The 24,610-nt window shown below is 68.8% G+C and carries 19 protein-coding genes; 11 read left to right on the forward strand and 8 right to left on the reverse strand.

Annotated elements, in window-relative coordinates:
- Positions 1–2 precede the first annotated feature (2 nt).
- Positions 3–1,232, forward strand: a complete 1,230-nt coding sequence (locus ACFQSB_RS09835; protein WP_354837275.1) for a pentapeptide repeat-containing protein — start codon at positions 3–5, stop codon at positions 1,230–1,232.
- A gap of 31 nt (positions 1,233–1,263) precedes the next feature.
- On the opposite strand, the gene ACFQSB_RS09840 is transcribed toward ACFQSB_RS09835, so the two are convergent.
- Entirely contained in the window at positions 1,264–2,655 is a 1,392-nt protein-coding gene (locus ACFQSB_RS09840; protein WP_354837277.1) for an NAD(P)H-quinone dehydrogenase, read from the reverse strand.
- Between the two features lie 220 nt (positions 2,656–2,875).
- On the opposite strand from ACFQSB_RS09840, the gene ACFQSB_RS09845 reads away from it, so the two are divergent.
- Complete coding sequence (locus tag ACFQSB_RS09845; RefSeq protein WP_380825759.1) at positions 2,876–3,328, forward strand: gamma-glutamylcyclotransferase; 453 nt, start codon at positions 2,876–2,878, stop codon at positions 3,326–3,328.
- A gap of 8 nt (positions 3,329–3,336) precedes the next feature.
- On the opposite strand, the gene kynU is transcribed toward ACFQSB_RS09845, so the two are convergent.
- Both kynU and ACFQSB_RS09855 read right to left on the reverse strand, forming a co-directional pair.
- A complete protein-coding gene (gene kynU, locus ACFQSB_RS09850) occupies positions 3,337–4,521 on the reverse strand; it encodes a kynureninase (protein WP_380825760.1) in 1,185 nt (394 codons plus the stop codon).
- Between the two features lie 111 nt (positions 4,522–4,632).
- A complete protein-coding gene (locus ACFQSB_RS09855; RefSeq protein WP_380825762.1) occupies positions 4,633–5,217 on the reverse strand; it encodes an RDD family protein in 585 nt (194 codons plus the stop codon).
- A 157-nt stretch (positions 5,218–5,374) separates the two neighbouring features.
- Here ACFQSB_RS09855 and ACFQSB_RS09860 point away from each other — a divergent pair, with 157 nt between their 5' ends.
- The gene (locus ACFQSB_RS09860) at positions 5,375–5,977 is read left to right on the forward strand and encodes an RNA polymerase sigma factor (RefSeq protein ID WP_380825763.1); all 603 of its coding nucleotides are present in this window, start codon (positions 5,375–5,377) and stop codon (positions 5,975–5,977) included.
- Positions 5,970–6,929: a CU044_5270 family protein gene (locus ACFQSB_RS09865; RefSeq protein ID WP_380825764.1), complete on the forward strand. Its 960-nt coding sequence runs from the start codon at positions 5,970–5,972 to the stop codon at positions 6,927–6,929. Before ACFQSB_RS09860 ends, ACFQSB_RS09865 begins: the two co-directional genes overlap by 8 nt.
- Positions 6,930–7,084: 155 nt before the next feature.
- On the opposite strand, the gene ACFQSB_RS09870 is transcribed toward ACFQSB_RS09865, so the two are convergent.
- Positions 7,085–8,587 (reverse strand): PucR family transcriptional regulator, encoded by a 1,503-nt coding sequence (locus tag ACFQSB_RS09870; RefSeq protein ID WP_380825765.1) that lies wholly within the window; start codon positions 8,585–8,587, stop codon positions 7,085–7,087.
- Positions 8,588–8,680: 93 nt separating this feature from the next.
- On the opposite strand from ACFQSB_RS09870, the gene ACFQSB_RS09875 reads away from it, so the two are divergent.
- Genes ACFQSB_RS09875 through ACFQSB_RS09885 form a run of 3 tightly spaced genes read left to right on the forward strand, consistent with a single transcriptional unit; the run spans position 8,681 to position 11,475 of the window.
- The gene (locus tag ACFQSB_RS09875) at positions 8,681–9,142 is read left to right on the forward strand and encodes a nucleoside deaminase (RefSeq protein ID WP_380825768.1); all 462 of its coding nucleotides are present in this window, start codon (positions 8,681–8,683) and stop codon (positions 9,140–9,142) included.
- Positions 9,143–9,145: 3 nt separating this feature from the next.
- Complete coding sequence (locus ACFQSB_RS09880) at positions 9,146–10,102, forward strand: isopenicillin N synthase family dioxygenase (protein WP_380825769.1); 957 nt, start codon at positions 9,146–9,148, stop codon at positions 10,100–10,102.
- Positions 10,099–11,475 (forward strand): purine-cytosine permease family protein, encoded by a 1,377-nt coding sequence (locus tag ACFQSB_RS09885; protein WP_380825770.1) that lies wholly within the window; start codon positions 10,099–10,101, stop codon positions 11,473–11,475. The genes ACFQSB_RS09880 and ACFQSB_RS09885 overlap by 4 nt, the downstream gene beginning before the upstream one ends.
- A gap of 23 nt (positions 11,476–11,498) precedes the next feature.
- On the opposite strand, the gene ACFQSB_RS09890 is transcribed toward ACFQSB_RS09885, so the two are convergent.
- Together ACFQSB_RS09890 and ACFQSB_RS09895 are read right to left on the reverse strand one after the other, a co-directional pair.
- Positions 11,499–11,717 (reverse strand): hypothetical protein, encoded by a 219-nt coding sequence (locus tag ACFQSB_RS09890; protein ID WP_380825771.1) that lies wholly within the window; start codon positions 11,715–11,717, stop codon positions 11,499–11,501.
- A gap of 11 nt (positions 11,718–11,728) precedes the next feature.
- On the reverse strand, positions 11,729–13,024 hold the full coding sequence (locus tag ACFQSB_RS09895; protein WP_380825773.1) for a helix-turn-helix domain-containing protein: 1,296 nt from the start codon (positions 13,022–13,024) through the stop codon (positions 11,729–11,731).
- Between the two features lie 405 nt (positions 13,025–13,429).
- On the opposite strand from ACFQSB_RS09895, the gene ACFQSB_RS09900 reads away from it, so the two are divergent.
- The 3 genes from ACFQSB_RS09900 (at position 13,430) to ACFQSB_RS09910 (ending at position 14,853) form a co-directional block, all read left to right on the forward strand.
- Positions 13,430–13,693 (forward strand): hypothetical protein, encoded by a 264-nt coding sequence (locus ACFQSB_RS09900; protein WP_380825775.1) that lies wholly within the window; start codon positions 13,430–13,432, stop codon positions 13,691–13,693.
- A 47-nt stretch (positions 13,694–13,740) separates the two neighbouring features.
- Positions 13,741–14,361 (forward strand): DUF397 domain-containing protein, encoded by a 621-nt coding sequence (locus ACFQSB_RS09905; RefSeq protein ID WP_380825777.1) that lies wholly within the window; start codon positions 13,741–13,743, stop codon positions 14,359–14,361.
- A gap of 72 nt (positions 14,362–14,433) precedes the next feature.
- On the forward strand, positions 14,434–14,853 hold the full coding sequence (locus ACFQSB_RS09910) for a hypothetical protein (RefSeq protein WP_380825779.1): 420 nt from the start codon (positions 14,434–14,436) through the stop codon (positions 14,851–14,853).
- A 140-nt stretch (positions 14,854–14,993) separates the two neighbouring features.
- Here ACFQSB_RS09910 and ACFQSB_RS09915 read toward each other — a convergent pair whose 3' ends face one another.
- Together ACFQSB_RS09915 and ACFQSB_RS09920 are read right to left on the reverse strand one after the other, a co-directional pair.
- Positions 14,994–15,155, reverse strand: coding sequence for a hypothetical protein (locus ACFQSB_RS09915; RefSeq protein WP_380825780.1), 162 nt, complete (start codon positions 15,153–15,155; stop codon positions 14,994–14,996).
- 157 nt (positions 15,156–15,312) lie between these two features.
- A complete protein-coding gene (locus tag ACFQSB_RS09920) occupies positions 15,313–23,292 on the reverse strand; it encodes a LamG-like jellyroll fold domain-containing protein (RefSeq protein ID WP_380825782.1) in 7,980 nt (2,659 codons plus the stop codon).
- Positions 23,293–23,804: 512 nt separating this feature from the next.
- Between ACFQSB_RS09920 and ACFQSB_RS09925 the strand changes: the two genes are divergently transcribed.
- The gene (locus ACFQSB_RS09925; protein ID WP_380825783.1) at positions 23,805–24,608 is read left to right on the forward strand and encodes a purine-nucleoside phosphorylase; all 804 of its coding nucleotides are present in this window, start codon (positions 23,805–23,807) and stop codon (positions 24,606–24,608) included.
- Positions 24,609–24,610 lie beyond the last annotated feature (2 nt).

Genomic DNA, 24,610 nt, shown 5'->3' on the forward strand with positions numbered 1-24,610 from the left:
CGTTGCGTCGTTCCATCCCCCTGGCCCTGATGTCCGGGCTGTTCGTTCTCGCCGTTCCCGCCGTGCCGGCGTCGGCGGCGTCCCCGGCCGCCGCCACGGCGGCGCACACAGCGCTGGCGGCGCCCTGCAAGCCCGGGTCAGGGGTGAAGCTCCGCGGCAAGGACTTCACCGACGGGGCCGCCCTTCCGGAGAACCTGCGCTGCGCGGACCTGACGAACGCCAAGCTGGACGAGGTGGACTTTACCCAGAAGGACCTGTCCGGGGCGATCCTGCGCAACGCCTCCATGAAGGAGGCCGACTTCACCCAGGCGCACCTGGAGTACGCCGACCTGACCGGCGCCGACCTGTCCAACGCCGACCTCGGCCAGCTCCACGCCAAGCACGCGACCCTCAGGAACGCCGTGCTCACCGACGCCGACGCCGGCCAGGCCGAACTGCCGCACGCCGACCTCACCGGCGCGGTCATGGCACGGGCCGAGATGACCCAGGCCAACCTGACCGACGCCAAGCTCTCGGGCGCCGACCTCAACGAGGCCACCCTCGGCCAGTTGCAGGCCAGGAACGCCGACTTCACCAAGGCCAAGATGCACGAGGCGAAGCTGGGGCAGGCCAAGCTCCAGTTCGCGGTGTTCAAGGGGGCCAACCTCAGCGAGGCCGAGTTCACCCAGGCCGAGATGGACGGCGCCGACCTGCACGGGGCGACGGTCGAGCAGGCGTCCTTCACCCAGGCCGACGACCTCGACCTGACCGGGGCGCTCGGCGAGCCCAAGGACGTCCCCAGCGACGCGAAGGGCAGCACCGAGGACCTGCCCGAGGACGCCGGTGACACCACGTCCGACTTCGGGCAGCCGGCGGCCTCCCGGGGCAAGGGCGGGCTGGGCCTGGTCCTGGTGATCCTCAGCGGCGTGGGGCTGAGCCTGACGCTGATCTTCTGGGGCCTGTCGCACCGGCGCAGGGTCGAGCGGGCGGCGCGGTTCGCCGGCGCCCGGCGCGCCGCGGAGGAGAACGTGATCAGGCTTGGCGAGGAGATCGACGCGCTCGACTTCGACTACAAGATCAACCACATGAACACCGGCAGCGTGGACCAGGACTGGCGGCGCGCGCTGGACGCCTACGAGGCCGCCAAGCACTCCCTGACCAACGCCCGCTCCGAGCCCGAGCTGGCCGGGGTCGCGGCGGCCCTCCACCACGGCCACGAGGCCCTCACCCGCGTCCGATCCCGCCTCACCTGACCTGGCCGAGACCGGGCGACGGCGGGCGGGATCAGATGATGGTCGCGCCGGGGAGCATCAGGCGGCGGGCGGCCTCGGTGATCGAGCCGGCGAGCGAGGGATAGACCGCGAAGGTGTGGGCGATCTGGTCCACGGTGAGCCGGTGCTGGACGGCGAGCGACACCGCGAGGATCAGCTCCGAGGCGCGCGGGGCGACGACGACCCCGCCGAGCACGATGCCGGTGTTCGGCCGGCAGAAGAGCTTCACGAAACCGTCGTTGAAGCCCTGCATCTTGGCCCGGGCGTTGGTGGCCAGGGGCAGCTTGACGATGTTCGCCTCGACCTCGCCGGCCTGGATCTGCCGTTCGGCGATGCCGACGGCGGCGATCTCGGGATCGGTGAAGATCGTCGAGGCGACGGTGGCCAGGCGCAGCGGCTGCACGGCCTCGCCGAGCGCGTGCCACACGGCGATGCGGCCCTGCATGGCCGCCACCGAGGCCAGCATCAGCACGCCGGTGCAGTCGCCGGCGGCGTAGACGCCGGGGGCGGAAGTGCGCGAGACCTTGTCGACCTGCACGAAGCCGTTGCGGTCCAGCGTGACGCCGGCTCCCTCAAGGCCGATGCCGGAGGTGTTCGGCACCATGCCGACGGTCATCAGGCAGTGGCTGCCCTCCGCCGTCCGGCCGTCCTCCAGGGTGACGACCACGCCGTCCTCGGTGCGCTTGACCGACGAGGCGCGGGACTTGCCCATGACGTTCATGCCGCGGCGCCGGTAGACCTCCTCCAGCACCTCGGCCGCGTCGGCGTCCTCGTTCGGCATCATCCGGTCGCGGGAGGAGACGAGCGTGACCTCCGAGCCGAGCGAGCGGTAGGCGCCGGCGAACTCGGCGCCGGTGACGCCCGACCCGACGACGATGAGGTGCTCGGGCAGCTCGGGAAGGTCGTAGAGCTGGCGCCAGTTGAGCACCCGCTCCCCGTCCGGTTCGGCCCCCGGCAGGACGCGCGGGGTGGCGCCGGTGGCGACGATGACGACGTCCGCCCTGATGGTCTGGTCGCCGACCCGGACGACCTGCGGGTCGACCAGCCGTCCCGCACCCTGGACGACCTGGACGCCCTCGGCGGCGAGGCGGGCCGCGATGTCGGCCGACTGGTGGGCGGCCAGCTCCTTGACGCGCTTGTTGACCAGCGGCATGTCGGCCCGCACGCCGCCGACGTCGCCGTCGGGGCCGCCGGTGAAGTTCACGCCGAGGGAGGAGGCGTCCAGCAGGGCCTGCTTGCGGACGGATGTGGCGATCATGGTCTTGGACGGCACGCAGTCGGTGAGCACGCAGGCTCCGCCGGGACCGTCGCGTTCGACCACGGTGACCTCGGCTCCGAGCTGGGCGCCGACCAGCGCCGCCTCGTAACCGCCGGGCCCGCCACCAATGATCACAATCCTCGTCACGTACCCCATTGTCCCGCATGACGAGCAGTGCGAGGCATGCAATACCCGGCCTAAACCCTCGAAGACCAGTAAAAAAGGTTGATTAGCCCCGGAAAACCCCTATGAATCCACGGTCGTGGTGTCGATCACCGGAAGAACGGCGCTGGTCGGCCACGGTTCCGCGCGTGTTGAAACCGCGAGGCCGGATCCGCGCGCCGATCTTGGATTAGTCTTGTGTGCCGTGCCGGTTTACGCCGCCTATGGCAGCAACATGGACCCGAAGCAGATGGCTCAGCGGGCTCCTCACTCGCCCATGCGCGGGACGGGCTGGCTGCAAGGCTGGCGCCTGACCTTCGGTGGAGAGGACGTCGGCTGGGAGGGCGCGCTCGCCACGATCGCCGAGGATCCCGACGAGCACGTCTTCGTCGTCCTCTACGACGTGCCCGAGTGGGACGAGACCTCCCTGGACCAGTGGGAGGGCGCCGTGCTCGGCCTGTACCACAAGGTCCGCCTGCGCGTCGCCACCCTGGACGGCGAGGTCGTCGCCTGGTTCTACGTGCTCGACGACTACGAGGGCGGCCTGCCCTCGGCCCGCTACCTCGGCATCCTGGCGGACGCCGCCGAGAAGGCCGGCGCCCCGGACGACTACGTCGCCGACCTCCGCACCCGCCCCTGCACCTCCATCGGGGGATGAGCCGTCGCTCAGCCTGACCTGGCGAGGAGGGCCGCGAGGGATGTCGCGGCCTCCAGGGCGTCCTGGTAGCGGACATACAGGGGTGCGAAGCCGAGGCGCAGGATGTCGGGGGTGCGGTAGTCGCCGATGACGTCACGGGCGGTCAGCTCGGCGACCAGCGTCTCGGCGTCCGGGTGGCGCAGGGACACCTGGTGGCCGCGCCGGTCGTCGCGCGGGGTCACCACCTCGACGGCGCCGCCGAGCAGCTCGTCCGCGCAGTCCATGAAGAACTCGGTCAGCGCGAGCCCCTTGGCGCGCACGTCCGCCAGGTCGACCTCCCGCCAGACGTCCAGCGCGGCGTCCAGGGCCAGCAGCGAGAGGATGTCGGGAGTGCCGGCGCGGGCGCGGGCGATGCCGGGCGCGGGCTCGTACCGGGCGTCCATCGCGAAGGGGTCGCGGTGCCCGCCCCAGCCGGACAGCGGCTGGCGGAACTCCGCCTGCAGGTGGCTCGGCACGTAGATGAAGGCGGGCGACCCGGGGCCGCCGTTGAGGAACTTGTAGGTGCAGCCGACGGCGAGGTCCACCCGCAGCGCGTCCAGCGCGATGGGCAGCACGCCGACGCTGTGGCACAGGTCCCACACGACCCTCGCCCCGGCCGCGTGGACCTTCGCCGTGGCGGCCGCCATGTCGTACAGCCGCCCGGTCCTGTAGTCCACGTGGTTGAGCAGGACCACCGCCGTCTGGTCGCCGAGCGCCTCGTCGAGGGCGTCGGGCAGGACCGGACGCAGCACCGTGCCGGTCAGCTCGGCCACCGACTCGGCGATGTACCCGTCGGTCGGGAACGTCGCGGCGTCCACGACGATCTCGCGCCGTCCCGGGGCCATGCGCACGGCCGCCACCAGCGCCTTGAAGAGGTTCACGCTGGTCGAGTCGGCCACGACCACCTGGCCCGGCGCGGCGCCGACCAGCGGGGCGATCTTCTCCCCCACCCGTTCCGGCGCCGTCCACCAGCCCTCCGGCCACGACCTGATCAGCCTGCGGCCCCACTGCTCGCGGACGACCTGCTCGACCCGCTCGGCCACCCGGCGCAGCGGCGCTCCCAGCGAGTTCCCGTCCAGGTAGACGACCTCGGGGTCCAGGTCGAACTCGTCCCGGACCCGCCGCAGGGGGTCCTCGGCGTCCAGTTTCGCCGCCCGCTCGACCAGCTCACCCATGCCCGCGCCCTCCGGCCGCCTGCCTCACCACCGAAATCCCATTTCCTGACGAACGTTACGCAATACGCGTTTCGCCCGGTACCACGGGGCCCTGACCTCCTGCCCAGGACCTCAGCCCCAGGCGATCCAGAGGAACCACGCGAACGGCAAGGCGATCACCAGCAACCCGACGGTGAGGACGAGGGGGCGACCCGAGCGACCGCCGGTCTCCCCCGCCACGGCCTTCAGATCGACCACGACGGTGCCCGCCACGACGTCATGCAGGCACCTCTTGCTCGGGCCGAAGATCCACAGGCCGTCCACCAGCGAGAAGAGAAGCCCCACGTAGGGGATCAAGTTCCCTGCCGCGGAGACGACAGACCGCACTCCGGCTTGGGACGGCGTCAAAGGGGTGCCGTCAGCACGGACGACCCGCAGCCGGCACAGCCGTTTTCCGATGGTCTGTCCCCAGTAGGCGTGACAGATCCACAAGTACAGCAACAACATGATGGCCACCGCGACGTCGAGATACCAGAACGGGTTCCCGGCGTAGGGGTTGGCGAGCCAGAGGTCGAGCCAACCGGACCCGGCGGCCTGCTCGCCGCCGTCCGCCGCGGGACCGCTCAAGGCCACGGAGCGGATGGCGACCCCGGGCACGGTCAGGATCAGCGTATCGATGAGGCTCGCGCCGAACCGGTGACGCCGCGCGGCGATCACCGCTCGCGGCGGAGCGAGGGGGAGTGAGGTCACCGGGGAAGTGTGGCAGCGCTCTTCACCTCCCGCCACAGGTGGGGATGCGCCGGCGGCGGGGCGAGAACCGCCGCCGGGGGTTCGGGTGAAAGAGGGTGACCACACCGAGGAACGGAGCACAGGCTTGACAGCCGAAGCGACTCTGGATGACGCGGAGCTGATCCAGCGGTCCAGACGCGATCCCGCGGCCTTCGGGGCCCTGTTCGACCGGCACGCGCCCGCTTTGCACCGTTATGTAACCCGACGGCTGGGTGATTCACTGGCCGACGACGTCGTGGCGGACACGTTCCTGGCCGCCTTCAGGCGCCGCGACCGTTACGACGCCCGCCACCCCAATGCCCGCCCCTGGCTGTACGGCATCGCGGCCAACCTGATCGGCAAGCACCGCCGCACGGAGGTGCGGTTCTATCTCGCCTTGGCCAGGACCGGCGTCGATGAGGTGGCGGAGAGCTACGCCGACCGGGTCGAGGCCCGCGTCTCCGCATCGGCGGCGCAGCGCGATCTCGCGGGGGCGCTCGCGCTGCTGTCGCCGCAGGACCGCGAGGTCCTGCTGTTGATCGCCTGGGCCGATCTGAGCTACGAGGAGGTGGCCCTCTCCCTCGGCATACCCATCGGAACCGTTCGCTCGCGGCTGCATCGCGCCAGGAAGAAGACCCGCGCGGCGTTGGGCGGCCTCGATCCGTCCGCCGTCGCCACCGACGAGGAGGAGGACGCCGACCATGGATGACCTGAAGATCCTCGGCGAGATGCGCGCCGACGCGCCGACACCGGACGCCGACCGGCTGGGCGGCGTCCGCCGCCGGGTGATCCGGGACGGGCGGAGGTTCGCGCTCATGCCGTCCATGCTGATCGCGGCGGTGGCCGCCGTGCTGGTCGTCGCGATCGCCGTGCCGATGTCGCGGAGCACGCCGGAGGTTCCGGGCACTCCCCCCGTCCGGACCGTTCTGCTGAACTCCGAGACGGCGCTGGAGAAGGCGGCGAAGACCGTGGAGAAGCGAACTCTCGCGCCCGAACCCCGGGCCGACCAGTGGGTGTACAGCAAGATCCTCGACAGGCAACCCGCGGACGGCGAGACCACGGTGCGGGAGGGATGGACGCGTTACGACGGCAAGCAGACCGCCGGGTGGGATTTCAAGGGGAAGTTCAAGGTGAGCGATGTGCCGCCCGATCCGGACGACGACGATCTCTCACCTCAGCAGTACCGCGAGAAGCTGCTCAAGCTCCCGACCGACCCGGACAAGCTGCTCCGCCACGTCAAAGACGACCGGCACTGGGTCGACTACCCCAAGGAGGAGGCACAGTCCAAGGTCGTCGAGGACCCGAACTCGCGGGCCTATCGAATCCTGTCGTTGTATCTCGGCCAGCAGGCGGTCATGCCGCCCAAGCTGGAGGCGGCCATCTTCCGCGCGATGGCGAAGATCCCGGGAGTGGCGATCGAGCAGGGCGTCAGGGACGCGACCGGACGAACAGGGCTCGGCCTGTTCCGGCGCACCGAGGGCGAGGAGACGACACGCCGCTACCTCATCCTCGACCCCCGCACCTACCGGGCGATGGCCGACCAGACCATCTGGCTGCGCGACGAACTGATCAACGGCGAGGTCGCCTTCCGCAAGGGCGCCGTCTTCTCCGACGTGGAACTCGCCTCCGGCATCGTCGACAAACCGGGCCAGGTCCCATAGCCCATACGGCCGAGGTGGCGGACACGGGACGGGCTGACGCGAGCCTTCGTCCGTACCACCCTGAACGTTCTCAGTGACGGGCTCGCCGGGCCTGCGTTCCCTGCGCGTAGCGCTCACACGGGCGGCCGACGCGCCCGGCGGGGTCTGCTGGATGGTCAGCGAAGGAGGCGGTGGGCGGTGGTGGCCAGTAGAAGGGCGGTGTGGACGGTGGGGTCGGTGACCGGGTGTCCCAGGAGGGTTTCTATGCGGTGGAGGCGTTGGTAGAAGGATTGGCGGCCCAGGTGGAGGGCGGCGGCGGTGCGGGTGGGGCTGCAGCCGTGGAGAAGGAAGGTTTCCAGGGTTGTCACCAGGTCGGTGCGGTGGGTGCGGTCCCAGTCGACCAGGGGTCTGATGGCGCGGCGGACCAGGTCCGCCGCGTGGGAGGGGTCGAAGTGGCGGGTGAGTTCCAGGTCCAGGGCCAGGGCGCGGGTAGTGACGACGGGAGTGACGCGGCGCAGGCCCAGGGCGGCCCGGGCGTCGCGGAGTGAGGGGCCGAGATCGGTCAGGTCCGCGACGGGGTGCCCCACGGCGACGTGGAGCTGGGTGGCGCTGAGCCGGCGCAAAGCCTCCTCCAAAGCCTGGGCGGCGGCGCCCACCGTGTCCGTCAGGGAAGGGGGGACGGCCAAGGCGCCGAGTACCAGGCGTGACACCCGGCCGCGGATCGCGGAGGTGTGCAGGATGTGCGCGGCCCGGTCGACGACGGCCAGCGCCGCCGCGGTCTCCACCGCTTCGGCGGCCACCCCGACCAGCACGTGGCCGGGCGGCAGCTGGAACCCCGCCATCATGGCCCGCACCGCCGCGTCCGCCTCGGCGGTGCCCTCGATCAGGTCGCGCAGCAGCGCGGACACCTGCCGGTCCCGCTCGCTCGGCGGGCTGCCGGTGCGTAGCATCGCCAGGGCCAGCGCGACAGCCGTCCGCTCCAGCGCGATCACCAGGTCCTCGCCGGGCAGCGCCGACCCGGGCCCCGCCACCAGCCGTCCCCAGGGCCCCCCGTGGAGGGTGACCGGCGTCTCGCACGCGGCGTGCTCCACGGCCCGCCACGCCTCCCGGTCGCCCGCCACACCGTGCGCGGCGACCAGCGCCCCGCTCGCCGCCACCAGCACCAGCGGCGCCCCGATCACCTCGGCCCCGGTGGCGAGCACCCCGGCCACCCCGGCCCCCGCGATGAGCGTCTCGTTGAGCGCCCGGGTGGCCCGGTCCCCGAGGCGCAGCCGCCGGCCGGCGTAGTCGACGATCAGCGTGTTGGCGTGCTCGGTGATCCGGATGAACGGCACCACCGCGTGCAGCGCGATGAACGGCAGCTCCTGCCGCCGCGCCTCCTCCACCAGCTCACGCGGCGTCTCGGGGAAGGTGCGGCCGAGTTCCAGCGCGACCCCCGCCACCCCTCGCTGCGCGATCTCGCGCAGGTAGTGCCGCCGGGCGCCCGCGTCGGTGCCCGCGAGCCCGAGCCCGGTGGTGAGCAGCAGCTCGCCCCCGGTGAGCAGCGGCCCGATCTCGTAGATCTCGCTGGAGTGCACCCAGCGCACCACGCGGTCCAGCGATGCATCGCCCGCGAGTATGCGCGGCCGGGCCTCGCGCAGTACGTCGAAGGCCAGCAGTTCGCGAAGCGTGAGCGGCATACCCACCCGCTTTACGGATTGTCTGGTGAAGGTGGCCATAATACGGACGATCTGCCCGTTCTCGCCGGGCGCCTCCCGGGAGATAGTTGCCCCATGACCAGCGAAGCCGCCGACCCGGCCACGATGCTCGCCATCGCGCTGGAGGAGGCCAGAAAGGGGCTCGCCGAGGGCGGCATTCCCATCGGCGCGGCCCTGTTCGGCCCGGACGGGCGCCTGCTCGGCCGGGGACGCAACCGCCGCGTCCAGGACGGCGACCCCTCGGTGCACGGGGAGACCGCGGCGTTCCGGAACGCGGGACGCCAGCGGACATACCGGGGCACCACCATGGTGACCACCCTGTCCCCGTGCTGGTACTGCAGCGGGCTTATCCGCCAGTTCGGCATCACCGGCCTCGTCGTCGGCGAGAGCCGCACCTTCACCGGGCAGCACGAGTGGCTCGCGGAGAACGGCGTGTCCGTCACGGTGCTGGACTCCCCCGAATGCGTCGAGCTGATGACCGCGTTCATCGCCGCCAACCCGGCGCTGTGGAACGAGGACATCGGAGAGGATTCATGACCCATGAAGACGGTCCCGATCATCGATCTGACCCCATGGTTCCAGGGCGGCGCCGCCGATCGCGCCCAGGTGGCGGGGCAGGTCGACCAGGCGCTGCGCGAAATCGGCTTCCTGCTCGTCACCGGCCACGGGGTGCCGCCGGAGCTGCGCGCCGGGGTGCGGGCCGCGGCCGAACGGTTCTTCGCGCTGCCCGAGGAAGTGAAGCGGCGCTACGCCGTCACCGTCGGCGGCCGGGGCTGGCTGCCGCCCGGCGTGGAGGCCAACGGGTACGCCGAGGGCACTCCCACCCCGCCGGACCTGAAGGAGACGTTCGCGGTGGGCGCCGACGACCCGATCGGCGACCCGGTGATCGACGCCGAGTGGTTCCTGCGGAACGTGTGGCCGCCGGAGGTGCCCGAGCTGCGGAGCCTGGTCACCGAGTATCTGGCCCGCATGCGCGCCCTGGCCGATGAGCTGCTGGTCGTCTGCGCGGCGGCGCTCGGCCTGCCGGACGGCTTCTTCACCTCGCGGGCCGGCCACCCGTCGTACACGATGAACATCAACAGATACCCGCCGCTGTCGCAGGTCGGCCCGCCCGAGCCCGGCCAGTTCCGCATCGGCCCGCACACCGACTTCGGCACGGTGACCGTCCTCGACCGGCAGCAGGGCGTCGGCGGTTTGCAGGTGTTCACCCTGGACGGCGAGTGGATCGACGCGCCGTACGCCGAGGACTCCTTCACCATCAACATCGGCGACCTGCTCGCCCGCTGGACCGGCGACCGCTGGCGCTCCACGCGGCACCGGGTGCTGCCGCCCGACCCGAGCGCCCCGGACGAGGAACTGGTGTCCCTCATCTACTTCTACGAGTGCGACCCCCTGGCGGAGGTGAAGTCCCTGGGGCCGCCGATCGGCACGGTCGCGCATCCTCCGGTCATCGCGCACGAATACCTCATGGAGAAACTGAAGGCGATCACGGTATGACGGTTCTGGAACCCCCCGGCGTCGCAGTACGCGAAGGCGACTATGGCGCGAAGATCACCGCGGTGGAACCCGGCGGTGTCGAGTTCATCCCTCTGGCCGACCGGCACGGCACGCCACGGCAACTGCTGTGGACGTGGATGTCCCCCAACCTCGAATTCGCGACCATCTTCCTCGGCGTGCTGGCGGTCGCCGCGTTCGGGCTGAGCTTCTGGCAGGCCGTGCTGGCGGTCACCGTGGGCACCGGGCTCGGCGCGCTGTCGCACGGCGTGCTGTCGGCGCGCGGCCCGGCGGCCGGAGTGCCGCAGATGGTGCTCGGGCGGCTGCCGTTCGGGTACTGGGGCAACCTGCTGCCCTCGGCGTTCAACACGGTGGCGGCCGGCATCGGCTGGTTCGCGGTGAACAGCGTCAGCGGGGCGCTGGCGCTCAACACGCTGACCGGGCTGCCGGCGTGGCTGTGCCTGGTGGTCGTGGTCGCGGCGATGGTGGTGCTCGGCTTCTTCGGGCACAACCTGGTGCAGGCGTTCGAGCGGTACGCCTTCCCGATGCTCGCCGTGATCTTCCTGGTCGCGTCGGCGATCATCCTGACCAAGGCGGACCCAGGGTTCGCGGGCAGCGGCGGCGGACTCGGTGGGTTCCTGCTCACCGTCGGCGCCACCTTCGGGTACGCCGCCGGCTGGAACCCCTACGCCGCCGACTACACCCGCTACCTGCCGCCGGACGCCGGCAAGCGGGCCGTGGGGCTCGCGGCCGGGCTCGGCGTGTTCGTCCCGTGCGTGCTGCTGGAGGTAGTGGGCGCGGCGTCGGTCACCATCGGCGGCGACGCCCTCGGGCAGCCCACCACCGCCTTCACTTCGCACTTGCCCGGCCTGATCGCCGGCCTGACCCTGCTGGCCATCGCGCTCGGCGCCGTCTCGGCGAACGCGCTGAACGTCTACTCTGGCGCGATGTCCCTGCTCACCATGGGCGTGCGCCTCCCGCTCACGATGCGCCGCGCGCTCACCGCCGTCGCGTGCGGCGTCGTGGGCTTCGTCGTGGCTCTCACCGGACTTCAGGACGCGGGCCACAAGTACGAGTCGTTCCTGCTCGTCATCTCGTACTGGATCGGCCCGTGGCTGGCCGTCGTGCTGGCCGACCAGTACCTGAGCCGCGGGGAGGTGCCCCTGGCCCGCCTGTACGACCGGTCGCACCGCAGCCCCGCGGGGCCGATCGCCATGCTCGCCGGCGTGGTGCTGTCGGTGTGGCTCTTCTGCAACCAGGAGTTGTACGTGGGCCTGGTCCCGAGCCGGTTCCCCGCGGTGGGCGACATCACGTTCGAGGCGGGCTTCCTCATCGCGGGCGTCGTCTACGTCGCGCTCAAACCTCTGCGCCGCTGACCCCGGCCCCGTGGCGCCCGGCGTCACGGGGCCTCTTCCTGCACGTCGCGCCGCCCGGGCCGAACCCGCCCAGTGTTGGTGCCCGCGCCGGCGGTCCCGGCGGTGGTCTTGGTGGTGAGGTTGTCGCCGAGGTCGTAGCCGTAGGTGATGGAGGCGATGGCCGCGCCGGCCGAGGTCTTCAGCGTGTCGCCGGTGAGGCGGTCCATTGCCCGCTCGCGCCGAACCCGTCGGCGAAGCGTCATCGTGGTCGAGTTCAGGCGTGCTTCGTGGCCCCGGTGGTGGCGAGGACCTCATGGAACTCCATGACCGCCGGGCGGCCTTGCTGTGCGATGGGCACGGCGCGGAGCACCATGCGGCCCGTCTCCAGGATGTGGGTGCTGCGGTACGCCGGAGACATCCCGCCGATCGTCCCCGCCGCCTGCCGCACCCCTTCGTCCGTACCGCCCTGAACGACCGTGCACAGCGCTCCATGCAGGGCGATGTTCGCTTTGTACTGGTAGTCCCTGGTGATTCTGAGCACGTCATCGCGGGCTCTGGCCGCTGCGGCCTCCTCACCGGCGCCGGCGTGGACCCAGCTCTCCGCGAAGTGAACCTGACTCGCACTCCAGAAGCCCCACGGGTCGGAGGGGCTGTCGGTCTCGGCGAGCCGGAGGAGGGCGTGCAAGGTCTGCTTCGCCTCGTCATGCCGGCCGAGCATGGACAGCGCCTTCGCCCGCGTGGTCATGAAGTCGACGCTCGGCTTCCCGGCGATCTGTTCTGCGGACTCGACCAGGCGGATGACGGTCTCGGGGGCGCGCTGGCCGTACAGTCCGTGCCCGGCCTCCTCGCCACGTACGAGCAGGCGGAGCCCGAAGTCCCCGGAGAGGTCGGCCGACTGGCGGGCGGTGCGCCACCAGCGGATCGCGGCGCCGTGATCACCCCGGCGGGTCAGCGCGTTCGCGAGGATGGCCGAGAGCGTGGCCGTGACGCGGTGCAACCCGGCCAGCTCGGCGGAAGCGCAGGCATCCAACTGCCTGCGTACCGTCATCAGGTCGATCGCCAGGTCCGCGGCCACCTGCGCGGGCGGGCGGGTGCGCAGCGCGTGCAGATGATCGGCGCAGCTCACCTCCCACTCTGCCACGCTGCGGAAATCGTGGTTAAGAGACAGGCTGAGAAGCCGGCGAACGGGCTCGCCTGGCATGCCGAACGCTCCGAAGGCAGCGCTCGTGGCGGCGAATCGCAGAAGCTGTCGGCGTTCCGTGGCGACCTCCTCGTCGGAATTCTCCTTTGTTGCGAGTGTACGTAGCCGGTCGATTTCCACAACCAACCCATGAAGCGTTACAAGTCGCCCCTCAGCCCCCAGAGCATCATCAATCCCTTTGATGTGATCGGCGTGCGGGCGCGCGAGCCCACGTTCCCACCTGGACAGCTCGCCCTGATCGACGAAGGCGGCCCTGGCCAGCTCACGCTGCGAAATACTGCGCACTTCCTCCCGCCAATGGCGCATATAAGCACCCAGTAGATGCCATGGCGACTCGTCGAGGACGACCGGCTCGCACGCGCGCGGCATGAACAACTCCCCGTGATGGATCGATGGGAATGCGCACCCCATCAACGTTCGTATTGGACCGCTCCCAAAGCTCCTCCACTATGACATCGACCAGGCAGAAAGACCTGCGTAAAACGAACCGGCCCAACGCTGGGGCACCAGGCCGGTCCTTGATCAGAAAGGCGAGCCCAGACCGATGCGAAAGATCAGGCACACCCCGGCGATCGAGGTCGGCCGGAGTCCCCACCAGCCCCCCACACCGCCGGACCACAACTCACCGGCTCGTTACCGGCACGAGCCGTGTCCGGCCGGAGCGGCGTCATGAACCGGCGACCAGAACGCCTCACGGGCCGGCGACCCGGACGGCCCATGAATCGGCGACCGGGTCAGGGACCACCGCCAAGCCGACGACCGGGACGGCACCGGATGGGCGGCGTACCTCCCGGCCCTGTCCGGCCGAGAAGCTGGGACCTGCCTCAGCGGGCCGCCGCCGCCCAACTCGACCAACGGGAACCGGCCTGGTTCATCTCCTACGGCGTAGGCAGCAGGCGGTTCCTCGCCATCGCCTCCTGGCACACCAGCCCGCTGTTGGTCGAAGCGACCACGGTTCACGAACTTCGCGAACTGATGCGCGACGCCGAGTTGGAGGCCGCCCTGTCCCCGGCCCGTGTGCCCGTGAGAGCACGATGAGCCCCGCCGCTTCCTCCTTCGATCACGCCTTCGGCGACCCATACGGCATGTCCCCGAACGCACGGATCTCCGTCGGCGGCCACCTGCCCACCCTCACCCGCCACACCCCACCTCCGGCTCTCCCGCAGGAGCTCCATGACGTGATCGAACGGCAGATCGCCGTACTGGAGCAGACCTACCCCGCCTGGCGCATCCGCCGCGTCTTCCGTACGGATGGCACGCCGGGCGGCTGGTATGCCACCCGGCTCTCTCCGCCGACCCACGCCCAGCGCTGCGCCGGCCTACTGCCCGGCCTGGCCCGTCCCGACGCCATGTCCCTGGTGACGGCCCTGGCCGTCCAGGACGAGATCGCCCACCAGAACGGCGACTCGGGTGAGCGGACACGGGCTCCGGCCGTCAATCGTCCGGCGAGCCCGCCGGACGGTCCTACCTCCATCAGGAAGGAAGACCAGCACATGGACGACCTGTACGACCGCGACCTCACCGGCATCGCGTTCACCCGGATGTGCGGCGGAAACACCGGCGAGGAGGGCGAGGCGTGCGTCGAGTTGGCCCCGATTCCCGGCGTGGACGACGCGTTCGCCCTGCGTGACAGCAAGCACCCGGATGCCGGGACGCTCCGCTTCAGCGGTTCCGAGCTGCGCGCCGCCGGCATGACCACCATCTAGCGAGACCATCACCCCGGGTGGCTCCCGCCCGCCGCAGACAGGCGGGAGCCATCCTCACCGTACGGGGCGTTCATGCACTTTCACTGCTACTCGTGGACGGGAATCGGCGACGACCAGCGCCGGGAAGGCGAACGCCGCCCGCCACTGCCACCCGGCGACCTCGCCGCGTTCCGCGCCTCGCCGCTGCCTCCCATGCGCACCTGCGACTGGCTCCTCAAACCCGCCGACCGCATCGAAGCCTCCCCCAGGACTGTCGACGAGGCCCTGACCTGGCTCGCCGAACGCTACAGGGCCGCCGAGCCGTCCTTCCTGCACCCGGCCGGCGAAGCCCGCATCGGCCTGGACACCCGCCTGGCCAACGCCCGGGAATCACTCACCGGCGGCGTGGACGTCCAATGGGGCATCTGGCTGACAGCCGGCAGATTCCTCACCCTCAACACCACCTGCTGCACCCCCAATCGCCACGCCCCCTACCCCTGTCCCCGATCGTAGGGATCGTCTCCATCCCGCGAAGTCAGCAGCGGAACATCTCGATCATCTGGTACCGGCACGCATCTCGCATGTACGGAAACGCCAGATAGGTCATGCGCCCCACACGGAATTCAATAAGGGCGTCAGACGAGATTACGCGCTCAATCGCCCTGAATGAAGAGATATCCGCTTATCTGGCGCGCATATTGCGCAGCAGCCTTGACCTGCGCCGCTATCAGCGACTCCTCAACAGACATCTCTCCCCCCTCGTCAGCGCCATCCAACTCGATCAGCAACCTGTCTAACTGCTTGAAGTTGAACATTGTGTCAGCATACGGATCCACTGGATCCACAACGCTACCCGCTCTCGCCGCCAGGCGACGACAGAGGTTGAGAAATGAGTTCTGCGCGTCATCGGGGAACTCCCACAACGACTCATGCGCCTGATTTTGCACATGAAAGGTCAGCACAGGCGCCCCATCAGTTCGGCTCTCCGGGATGAGCGGTCACCACTCTCCCATTCTCCTCCTGCACCACTGTGTACTTCTTGGTGGGCAGACCATTCTGATCGGTCCCCACAATATCCTCAGACTCGCACACCCGGGTGCACCTGCCATTATTCTGAGGCCGCGCCGGGAAATCCGCCGCATCGTCAACAAGATCTTCCGGGTCCACATGGTCATCGAAGGTGGACTTACCGCTATTATACCTTCCGCCGCCATAATGGCGTTCTCTGATATGACTTTCACCAATGTGGTCCAGCCATGGCCGCTGGCAGTTATGAACGAGTACATCCCGTCCCCCTGCACTCACCCGGTACGCGTGCAGCCCGGCGACCGTCAGGTTGTAGACATCTCGGGGAGCCGTCCACTTTTTGAGAGCGGTGATCTGGATGTGGGTGCCGGCGCTGGTCTGGAGGAGTTGGCCGACGCGGAGTTCGGCGGCGGTGAGCCACTTATGGAGGTCAGGGGCCCAGAAGGGGTGGCCGTCGGTGGCGATGACCACGCCAGTGGCCTTGCCCTGGTCGCCGTCGGTGTCGGCGGTGATCTCTACGAGGCTCTTGTCTCCGTCACCCGTTATGCGATCGAGGACCAGGCGGGGACCTGTCTCGCCGGTTTCCGGGTCGGTCGCTTGGACGAGGTCGCCTACCTGTACGTCTTCGATGGGTTTGTGAGTGCCATCGGCCATCAAGACCATGGTGCCGGGGACGAAGCTGTTCAGGCACTTCTCGAGCGGCTTCAACAGCTTGGGCAGTTTGCTGCCGAGTTTGATACCACCACCAAGAAGCTTCCCACCCCCTGGGATGACACCGACACCCGCCGATATGCAGTCCAGCCAGTTTGGGTCCGCTAGACAGTTGATGGCGTCACCAACCGTCAGATTACAGATTATGTTGTCGCTGCATACCTCCGCGAGTTCTTGTAGATTCCGAGGTTCACCATCGGACGGGCACGGGACGTACCACGTGCCGAAGAACCCGCCGCTGCCCGAGTTGCCGCAATTCGCCGGTGATCCGCACGTGCCCATGCAAGAAACCAGGTCAGGGTTTGGTACGGGACAATCCGCATCAGGGGACCAAAGGTCGCAATTCGATACCAGGTCTTCGTCGGCATAATTATACGGCTCATATCCGCATTTCTTTCCGCACCCGTGAGTCTGATGCCAGTCTGGCGTATCGCAGTACCCCTGCTGGGGGCCGTTGCGGCAGTCGATGACCGGCTCGCGTGGGGCAGGCTTCCCCCCACGGCCGCCACCGCCATCGTTACCGCCACCGCCATCGTTACCGCCACCGCCGTCGTCACCGCCACCGCCGTCTCTCCCATGTGGCGCGTTGCAATACCTCTTGTCACCGTTGCAGTAGTCTCTGACGGGTGGTTGCGGCGCGTTACACCTTCTCTTATCGCCATTGCAATAATCTTGTACCGGCTCATTGCGCGGTGGCGCAGTAGTACAAGGACCCCTGCCCTCGCTTAGCGCATGTGCCGTCAGGTCCTGACAAGGTTCAGGACCTAATACCCCCTTGGGAATGACGAGATCGCACCACCATGGGTATGGCAGGCAATGTCCCGAAGGATCGGTGTTTACGAGTGGCGACCCATTGCCATAGCCGTATCGGTTGATTTGTGCTGAAGAGGCGGAAGCTAGGGTCCATGTGTCACGCGAGGCAAAGGTGCCGGTGCCTGGTTGGTACCAGCGGGCGTGCATGTTGACTTTGCCGGTGGTGGGGTCGGTGAGTTCGCCCTGGTAGCCGAGGTCGTGGCGGGCGCCGGTTCTGGTGGTCTCTTCGCCGAAGGGGTTGTAGGCGACCGAGTCGGCCAGGGCGGTGGCGTTCGTGGCAAAGGTGCCGACCACGTCGCCGTGCTGGTCGGCGAAGGCGAAGCGAGGGCTGCCGGTACCGTCGGAGATGCCTACGGGTTCGCCGTCGAGGCCGCGGCTGAAGCGGCTCTGCACGGTGCCGGCGTCGTTGGTCATCGCGACGATGTCGTTGTTCAGGTCGCCGTAGACGTAGCGGCTGAGCACGCCACCTTGGCTGCGGCCGACGACGCGACCCAGGGCGTCGTAAGTGTAGGTCGCCTCGCCGTCGCTGGTCATCCGGTCGAGGGCGTCGAACTTCAGCAGCTTGGTGACGCCGTCCTTGGTCTCGCTCGCGGTGGTCCCGCGGGCGGTGTAGGTGTACGTCGTCCCGTCACCGGAGGTCATTCGGTTGCGCTCGTCGTAAGTGAAGGTCTTGGCGCCGGCCTTGACGCGGTTGCCGGAGTCGTCCCAGGCGTAGTCGGTGACGGCGCCGCCGGGGGCGGCCCAGGAGGTCAGCCGGTTGCTGAAGTCGTAGGTGTAGGTGTTGGTGCCCGCGCCCGCCGTGCCGGCGGTGGTCTTGGTGGTCAGGTTGTCGTCACGGTCGTAGCCGTAGGTGATGGAGGCGATGGCCGCGCCGGCCGAAGTCTTCAGGGTGTCGCCGGTGAGGCGGTCCATGGGGTCGTAGGAGTAGGTGCGCTTCGGGCCGCTGGTGCCGTGGTCGATGCCGGTGAGCCGGTCGGCGTTGTCGTACCCGTAGGTCAACGTGGTCGCGGTCAGTGGGTCGCTGAAGGTCTTCAGGCGGTCGGCGGTGTCGTAGGTGAACGTCGCCGAGCCGGAGGCGTCGGTACGCTGGGACAGCCGGTCGTTGGCGTCGTACCCGAACGACGACAGGTCGCCTGACGTCCCCGTTTTCGCGGTTTTCAGCAGCAGGCCGCGGTCGTTGAAGGTGAAGTTGAGATCGTTGGCGCTGGTGCGTCGGCCTGCGAGGTCGTACCCGAATGTGTTGCTCTGGGTGGCGGACTCGGCCCCGGATCCCGCTTCGGTGATCAGGCGGTTGAGGTTGTCGTAGGTGTCGGTGATCTGGACCCCGCCGGGTTGCAGGACGCCGGTCTGGTTGCCCGCCGCGTCGTAGGACATGGTCCAGGTGCGGTCGGCCAAGCCGGGGTGGGCCTGGGTCGAGGGTTCGATGCGCGACTCCACCCGGCCCAGGGTGTTGTAGGTGGTCAGGAACGCGTTGCCCCGCCCGTCGGTGGTACGGGTCTTCGCCCCGGCGGCGTCGTAGCCGAAGCTCGTGGTGATGTTCTTGGTGGCCGACACGGGTTCGACGAGCTGGGTGACCTGGTCGGCGGCGTCGTAGGACCGGCGGGTGACGTGGCCCTCCGGGCTGGTCTGGGCGGTCAGGTTGTCCGCCTCGTCGTAGTCGAAGCCGTAGGTGCGCAGCACCGTGCCGGAGGAGTTCAGATCCTTGGCGGCGATCTTCCGGCCCGCGAGATCGTACTCGGCGGTCGTGGCGTTGCCGAGCGCGTCGGTGACCTTGGCGGGCCGTCCCCTCAGGTCGTAGCCGAACGTGGTGGAGTGACTGAGGGGGTCGGTCTCGGTCTCCACCTCGCCCGCCGCGTTGACCGAGGCGGTGCTGCGGTTGCCGGCCGGCCGCTTGACGGCGATCAGGTTGCCCGCGGTGTCGTACTCGCCGACGGTGACGAGCGCGACCGTGGTCGGCTTGCGCTCGATCTGCGTCAGCGTCACCTGGCGGCCGAGGTCGTCGTAGGTGGCCTCGATGCGGGCGCCGGTCGGATCGGTGGAGGAGAGACGCTCCCCGTTGAGGTCGTAGGTGTAGTCCCAGGTGCCGCGAGCGGCCCCCGTCGAGGCTGGCGGGTCGGTGATGCGCACCGTCCTGCCCAGCACGTCGTAGGTGGCGTTGGAGACGTTGCCGCGCGGATCGGTGACCGAGGTGACGCGCCCCGCCGCGTCGTAGCCGTAGGACGCCTGAGGTGTCAGGGTCGTGCCGCCCGGAGGGGTGTAGGCGGTCCCGGTGACTGAGGTGACCCTTCCTGCCCTGTCGTAGCTCGTGACGCTGGTCCGGCCTTCGGGCGCGGTCTCGTGGGTCTGCTCGCCCGCGGTGTCGTAACCGAACAGCGAGGTCGGGCGCTCGGTGGTCGCGGCGCCGCCGTTGCGTTCGACCTTGACCGGCGGGCCCTCCAGCTTGACGGTCCTGCCCAGCGCGTCGTAGGCCATCGTGGTCGTGTAGTCCGCGCGCGTGGCGCCGGTGACGTTGCCTCGCGGGTCGGTGACCTCGGTGACCAGGCCGCGGTCGTCCACGGTCCAGGACGTGGTCAGGTCCGTGGCGCCGTTCTCGACGGTCTTCTCGATGAGCCGGTCCGCGACGTCGTAGCGGTAGGACTCCATCTCCGTGCGAGTGGTGTTGGCGGCCGTCCAGCTCAGCCGGGTGACGTTGGTGTTGGCGTCGTAGACGTAGGCGGACTTCCTGGCCAGCTTGGCCGGGTCGAGGGTGGAGGAGGTCAGCCGGCCGGCCGCGTCGTAGACGTAGTCGACGCGGGTCTTGCCGCCTCCGGCGTCCTGCCGGACCAGGTTGCCGGCGGCGTCATAGATGGAGGAGGTCAGCTCCACGTCCACCGTGGTCGTCGTGGCGGAGTTGAGCTTGACGTCATCGGCGACTTCGGTGGCGAGGAGGTCATCGCCGAAGTACGTGTACCGGATGACTCGTCCCATCGCGTCCTTGCGCGACTCCAGTCGCCCGCCCGGGTCGTAGGCGAAGGACTCCACGTCCACGTCGCGCGCGGTTTCGGGGCTGGTCGGGCTGCCGGTCCACCCCTTGAGCGTGGTGACCGCGGGCTCGCCGCGCACCGTGTAGCCGTAGGCGTACGTCGCCCCGGCCGCGTCGGTCGTGCTGACGACCCTGCCCATGTGGTCGTAGGCGGTGAGGCTGGTCCCGCCTTCGGGGCCGGTGACCTTCTCCACGCGACCGTAGGTGTCGTAGTCGTAGGTCGTCGTACGAGCCGGGTCGCCGCCGGTGAGGTCGGCCAGCGTCTCGGTCAGCCTGTTGCCGTCGTCGTCGTAGGTGTAACGCGTCTCGGCGGTGTGGGTGACCCCGCTGACCTCGTTCTTCACGCCGGCGCCTGTGATCTTGCTTGTACGGCCGAAGGCGTCGTAGGCGTAGGCGGTGGAGACCGGCGCCCGGCCTGCGGAGGTCTCCGTGCGGGTGACGGCACGCCCGACCGCGTCGTAGCCGAACTTCGTCGCCAAGCCCGTCGGCTCGGTGACCTGTGCGAGGTCACCCGCCGAGGTGTAGGCGTACTCGCGCTTGTTCCCCTTGGGATCGGTCTGGCTCTTCAGTAGTCCCGCAGGGGTGTTGCCACCGCCGTCCGCCGGCTCCGTGCCGTCGGTGTAGGCGTAGATGGTCGAGCGGCCGTTGGGGAAGTCGCTGGTGGCCGGCGTGGTCTCCTTGGACTTCTCGCCGAAGGTCGTGTACTCCCACGTGGTGGCGTAGGTGTTGCTGGTACTGGTGGTCGATCGCGCATCCCGGTAGGCGGTCATCTGGTCGTTGCGCGGGTCGAACTTGTCTGCCGCGTTCAAGTAGTACGAGGCGTACGTGGTCTGGCAGCTTTCCGTGGACCGGCACTTCTTCGCGCTCAGCTCGTTGCCGCGTTCGTCATGCGTGAGCTCGGTCGCATGGCCGTTCGGGTCAGTGATCTTGCTGAGGAATCCACCGGTGTCATACTCGTAGGAGGCGGACTCGCCGCGTTGATCGGTCGACTGGACGGCGCGGAAGAAGACAGGGTCGAACTCCGTCTTGAGAGCGCCGTTGTGCGGGTCCGTCACCGTAATGGTCGTGTTCCCGGTGTTCTGATTCTCGCCGGGAAGGCTGATCTTCCACGAGCCGCCGTTGTTGTCGACATGCGTAGCCAGGCGTCCCTTGACTGTCTCGTAGATGTTGTTCGCCCAGACCCGGCCCGATGGGAGCGTGGTGGTGGTGAGCTGGGGGATCGTGGCACGGGCCGCGTAGTGCTCCTGTACCTGGGCCGCGCTGAGCGCCTTGTCGTACACGGCCACTTCGTCGATCTGGCCGGTGAAGGGGAACTGCGCGTTGGTGGTCGTGGTGGACGGCCAGTTCGATGATGTCTGTCCGTTTCCCAATTGCGCGTACCGCTGGGCGCTGAGGTCGACGGCGCCGGTTTTCGTTCCTATCGCCGCACCGTCGAGGTAAAGAGTCTGGGAGCTGCCTGTCGAGGAAAGCGCGACATGGTGCCATGCGCCGTTGTTGACGACCCCTGAAGAGGTGACCAGAGCGGTCCCTGGGAAGGCGCCACGAAGCTTGCCATCCTTGCCGACATAAAGAACCGGGCTGTAGTTCGCGTAAATATTAAAGTCAAGGCGGGTGTCCTGCGTGCCAAGAATGGTTCCATACCCGGTCGTCTTGAACCATGCTTCGAAAGCCAGACGGCCACCGAGGAGATTGAGTCCGTTATCGGGTAGAACGACGTAGCTGGAACCGTAATTGAAGGTGGCCGCGGTGTCGGTCGAACCCGCTAGCGCGCCTGGAGCACCTGTCATACCTCCGGTGGTGTACTGGGCCTCGTAGGATCGGGCCAAGCCTTCGTCCTCGGCCAAGGAGAAGCCACCCGCACTCCCGGTCTCGCCAAGGCGCCAGTAGTGCAGAGGGACCGCGTTGAGCACTGTGCTCCGATAGGCGGACCCGTCGGTATAGGCGTACACCGTGCACTTCTGGGAGCCGCCGGGCCCGCATACGCGGGTCAGTTTGTCACCGGTGTAAGAGTAGTTCCAGGTCAGGGGTTGCCCATTGACGGAGTCGGTCGCCACGGTGGCCACATGTCCGCCGTCCCAGGTGAAGGTCAGCGACCGTCCGCCCGGCGCGGTGGCCTTGACCAGCTTGCCGTCGGTCCCGTAGGTGAGATCCTGGCCATTTCCCCGCGCGTCGGCCAGCTTGGTCAGGCGGCCCGCGGCGTCGAAGAGGTACGACATCGCCGACTTGTCCATGAGCCGCCAGCCACCACCGTTCACCGTCGCGAGGGTGTAGTAGAGACCCTCCGGAGCGGCGTAGGTGCCATCACCTCTGTCACCGAACCTGACCTGGGAACCGTCTGGCCGGGTCAGCAGAATTGTTCCGCTCAACGGTTCGGCGACCAGTCTGGTGTCCCAGCGCGAGGACCATCCGGCGCCGAAGGCGCCGATGCGAGGGTCCGCGCTGTTGTAGGTGCGCGCGACGCTGAGCGGAGGGCCGACCGTACTCACCGACGCGTCTGTGACGGTCGAGGTGTAGTTGCCGGTGAGCGCGTTGAACTCTCGTCCATGCGAGCTCTTGGTGAGATCGGCGTTGATTCGAGGCTGCGGTACGACAATGCTGAATTTCTGGGTGTCGGAGATCGTCGACCCGCCTTGGGTATCCGAGACCTGGACATACCAGAAGGCATCGCTTCCCCATTTCAAGATGCCTGCCGGCACCTGCCATGTACCGACGGAGGAAGCGTCGTATGTGCTGATCGTCGGAGACTTAGCGCATTGTTCGTATGGAGCCGGCTGACCGCCGACCGATGGGCAGACGGTGAACCAGTAGAACACCCAGTCCTGAGGCGCCGGAACCGCTGATGTGCCGTACGCGGCGACTATCGGGGTGGGCGATGTGACCACGCCGTTATTGCCCGGATAGGTCCACTGCAGCGTCGGACGAGCCGCCGACGCCGAAGCCGACGTCGTGGTCACCCCGCGGAGCAGTAGCTGCTCCCGCAGAGCATCACCATTCCCCGGCAAGCGGTTCACCGCACGCGCCTGCCCGACCAGCCTTCGTACTTCGTCCGCCCGGTGCTTGAGCACCTTCGCCGGTGGGCTCGCCGTTCTCCCAGCGGGCCAGGGAGACCGTAGCGGCAGGGCGTTGGACGGCCGTTCACCACCGGCGGCCGCCTTCGGGGTCGCCCCGATAGCCGCCGCCGTCGTCTCCGCGGGCACGAAGTGCGGCCGGTCCGCCGTGGACCCCGACTGTTGCACGGGGCTCGCCACCGCCTCCGCGGACACCTCGACGTCCACACCCTTGGTGGAGTTCGCGGAGGCGGCGGGAGCCACCCCTCCGGGAACACCGACCCCTGAAATGAGTATCGCGAGTGCGGCGGGGATCGCGAGAATGGCGTTCATCAGCCGACGGGACCCTGAACGACGCATACGGCGTCCCTCCGTTTGGGCACGCAAAACAGCAAGGCGTCGTCACGGACGATTACCCCGTCGCTCACGGCAGGTGGTTCAACCCCAGTGCGGAACAGTTGGAACGTATGTAAATAGGGCCGTCAAATCAATTGTGATGTGCATCACATCACGTTAAGGCGAACACGCGTGACGGTAGGTGGCTTACCGGAAGTCGCTAATCACGGTAAGTGATCACACGATGGCCGACCAACATAAAATCAGGGGACAGAGGAGCCGGATAGCCCGTCCACAGACAACGGACCAACAATGCGAAATGCTGGGTTGATATGCCAGGACCGTCGAAGAAGGCGCGACGGCAACCCGAGAGAGGGAGTACAGGCGGCCGTGGGACACGACCGGTGCAAGCGCGTGCCGGCCCCAGCGGACTCGCCGGCGGGTTGGCCGAGTGCACGCACGTCCCGTGATGTGCCGGCCGCGGCAACTCAGCTGTAGCCTCGGGAAACGTGAGCAAAGACGCTTATTCACTGGCCGCGGAGGCGGCGGGGGTGCTGAAGGCACTCACCGGGGTTGAGTCCTTCGATGTCGCGCTGGTCATGGGGTCGGGGTGGGTCCCGGCCGCCGACGCCATCGGGACGACGATCGCCGAGCACGACGTGACCGAGGTGCCGGGGTTCGCCGCGCCGTCGGTGGCCGGCCACGCCGGAAAGGTCAGGGCGGTCGAGACCGAGTCGGGCAGGAAGGCGCTCATCTTCCTGGGCCGTACCCACCTGTACGAGGGCCGGGGCGTGGAGCCGGTGGTCCACGGCGTGCGGACGGCCGTCGCGGCCGGAGCGGGCACGGTCGTGCTGACCAACGCGGCCGGCGGGCTGCGGCCCGAGACGCAGGACGTCGGCGACCCGGTGCTGATCAGCGACCACATCAACCTGACCGGCGCCAACCCGATCATGGGCGCGACCTTCATCGACCTGACCGAGGTCTACTCGCGGCGGCTGCGCGAGCTCGCGCGCGAGGCCGACCCGTCGCTGGCCGAGGGCGTGTACGTCGCCTTCCGCGGGCCGACCTACGAGACCCCGGCGGAGATCCGCATGCTGCGGACGCTGGGCGGGGACCTGGTCGGCATGTCCACCGTCCTGGAGGCCGTCGCCGCGCGCGAGGCGGGGGCCGAGGTGCTGGGCATCTCGCTGGTGACCAACCCGGGCGCCGGGCTGGCCGGCGAGCCGCTGAACCACGAGGAGGTCCTGGAGGTCGGCAGGGCCACGGCGGCCCGCATGGGCGTCCTGCTCGCCAAGGTCGTCAACAAGCTGTAGGG

Origin of the sequence: Sphaerisporangium rhizosphaerae (assembly GCF_042665155.1) — a bacterium.
GTDB lineage: Bacteria > Actinomycetota > Actinomycetes > Streptosporangiales > Streptosporangiaceae > Sphaerisporangium > Sphaerisporangium rhizosphaerae.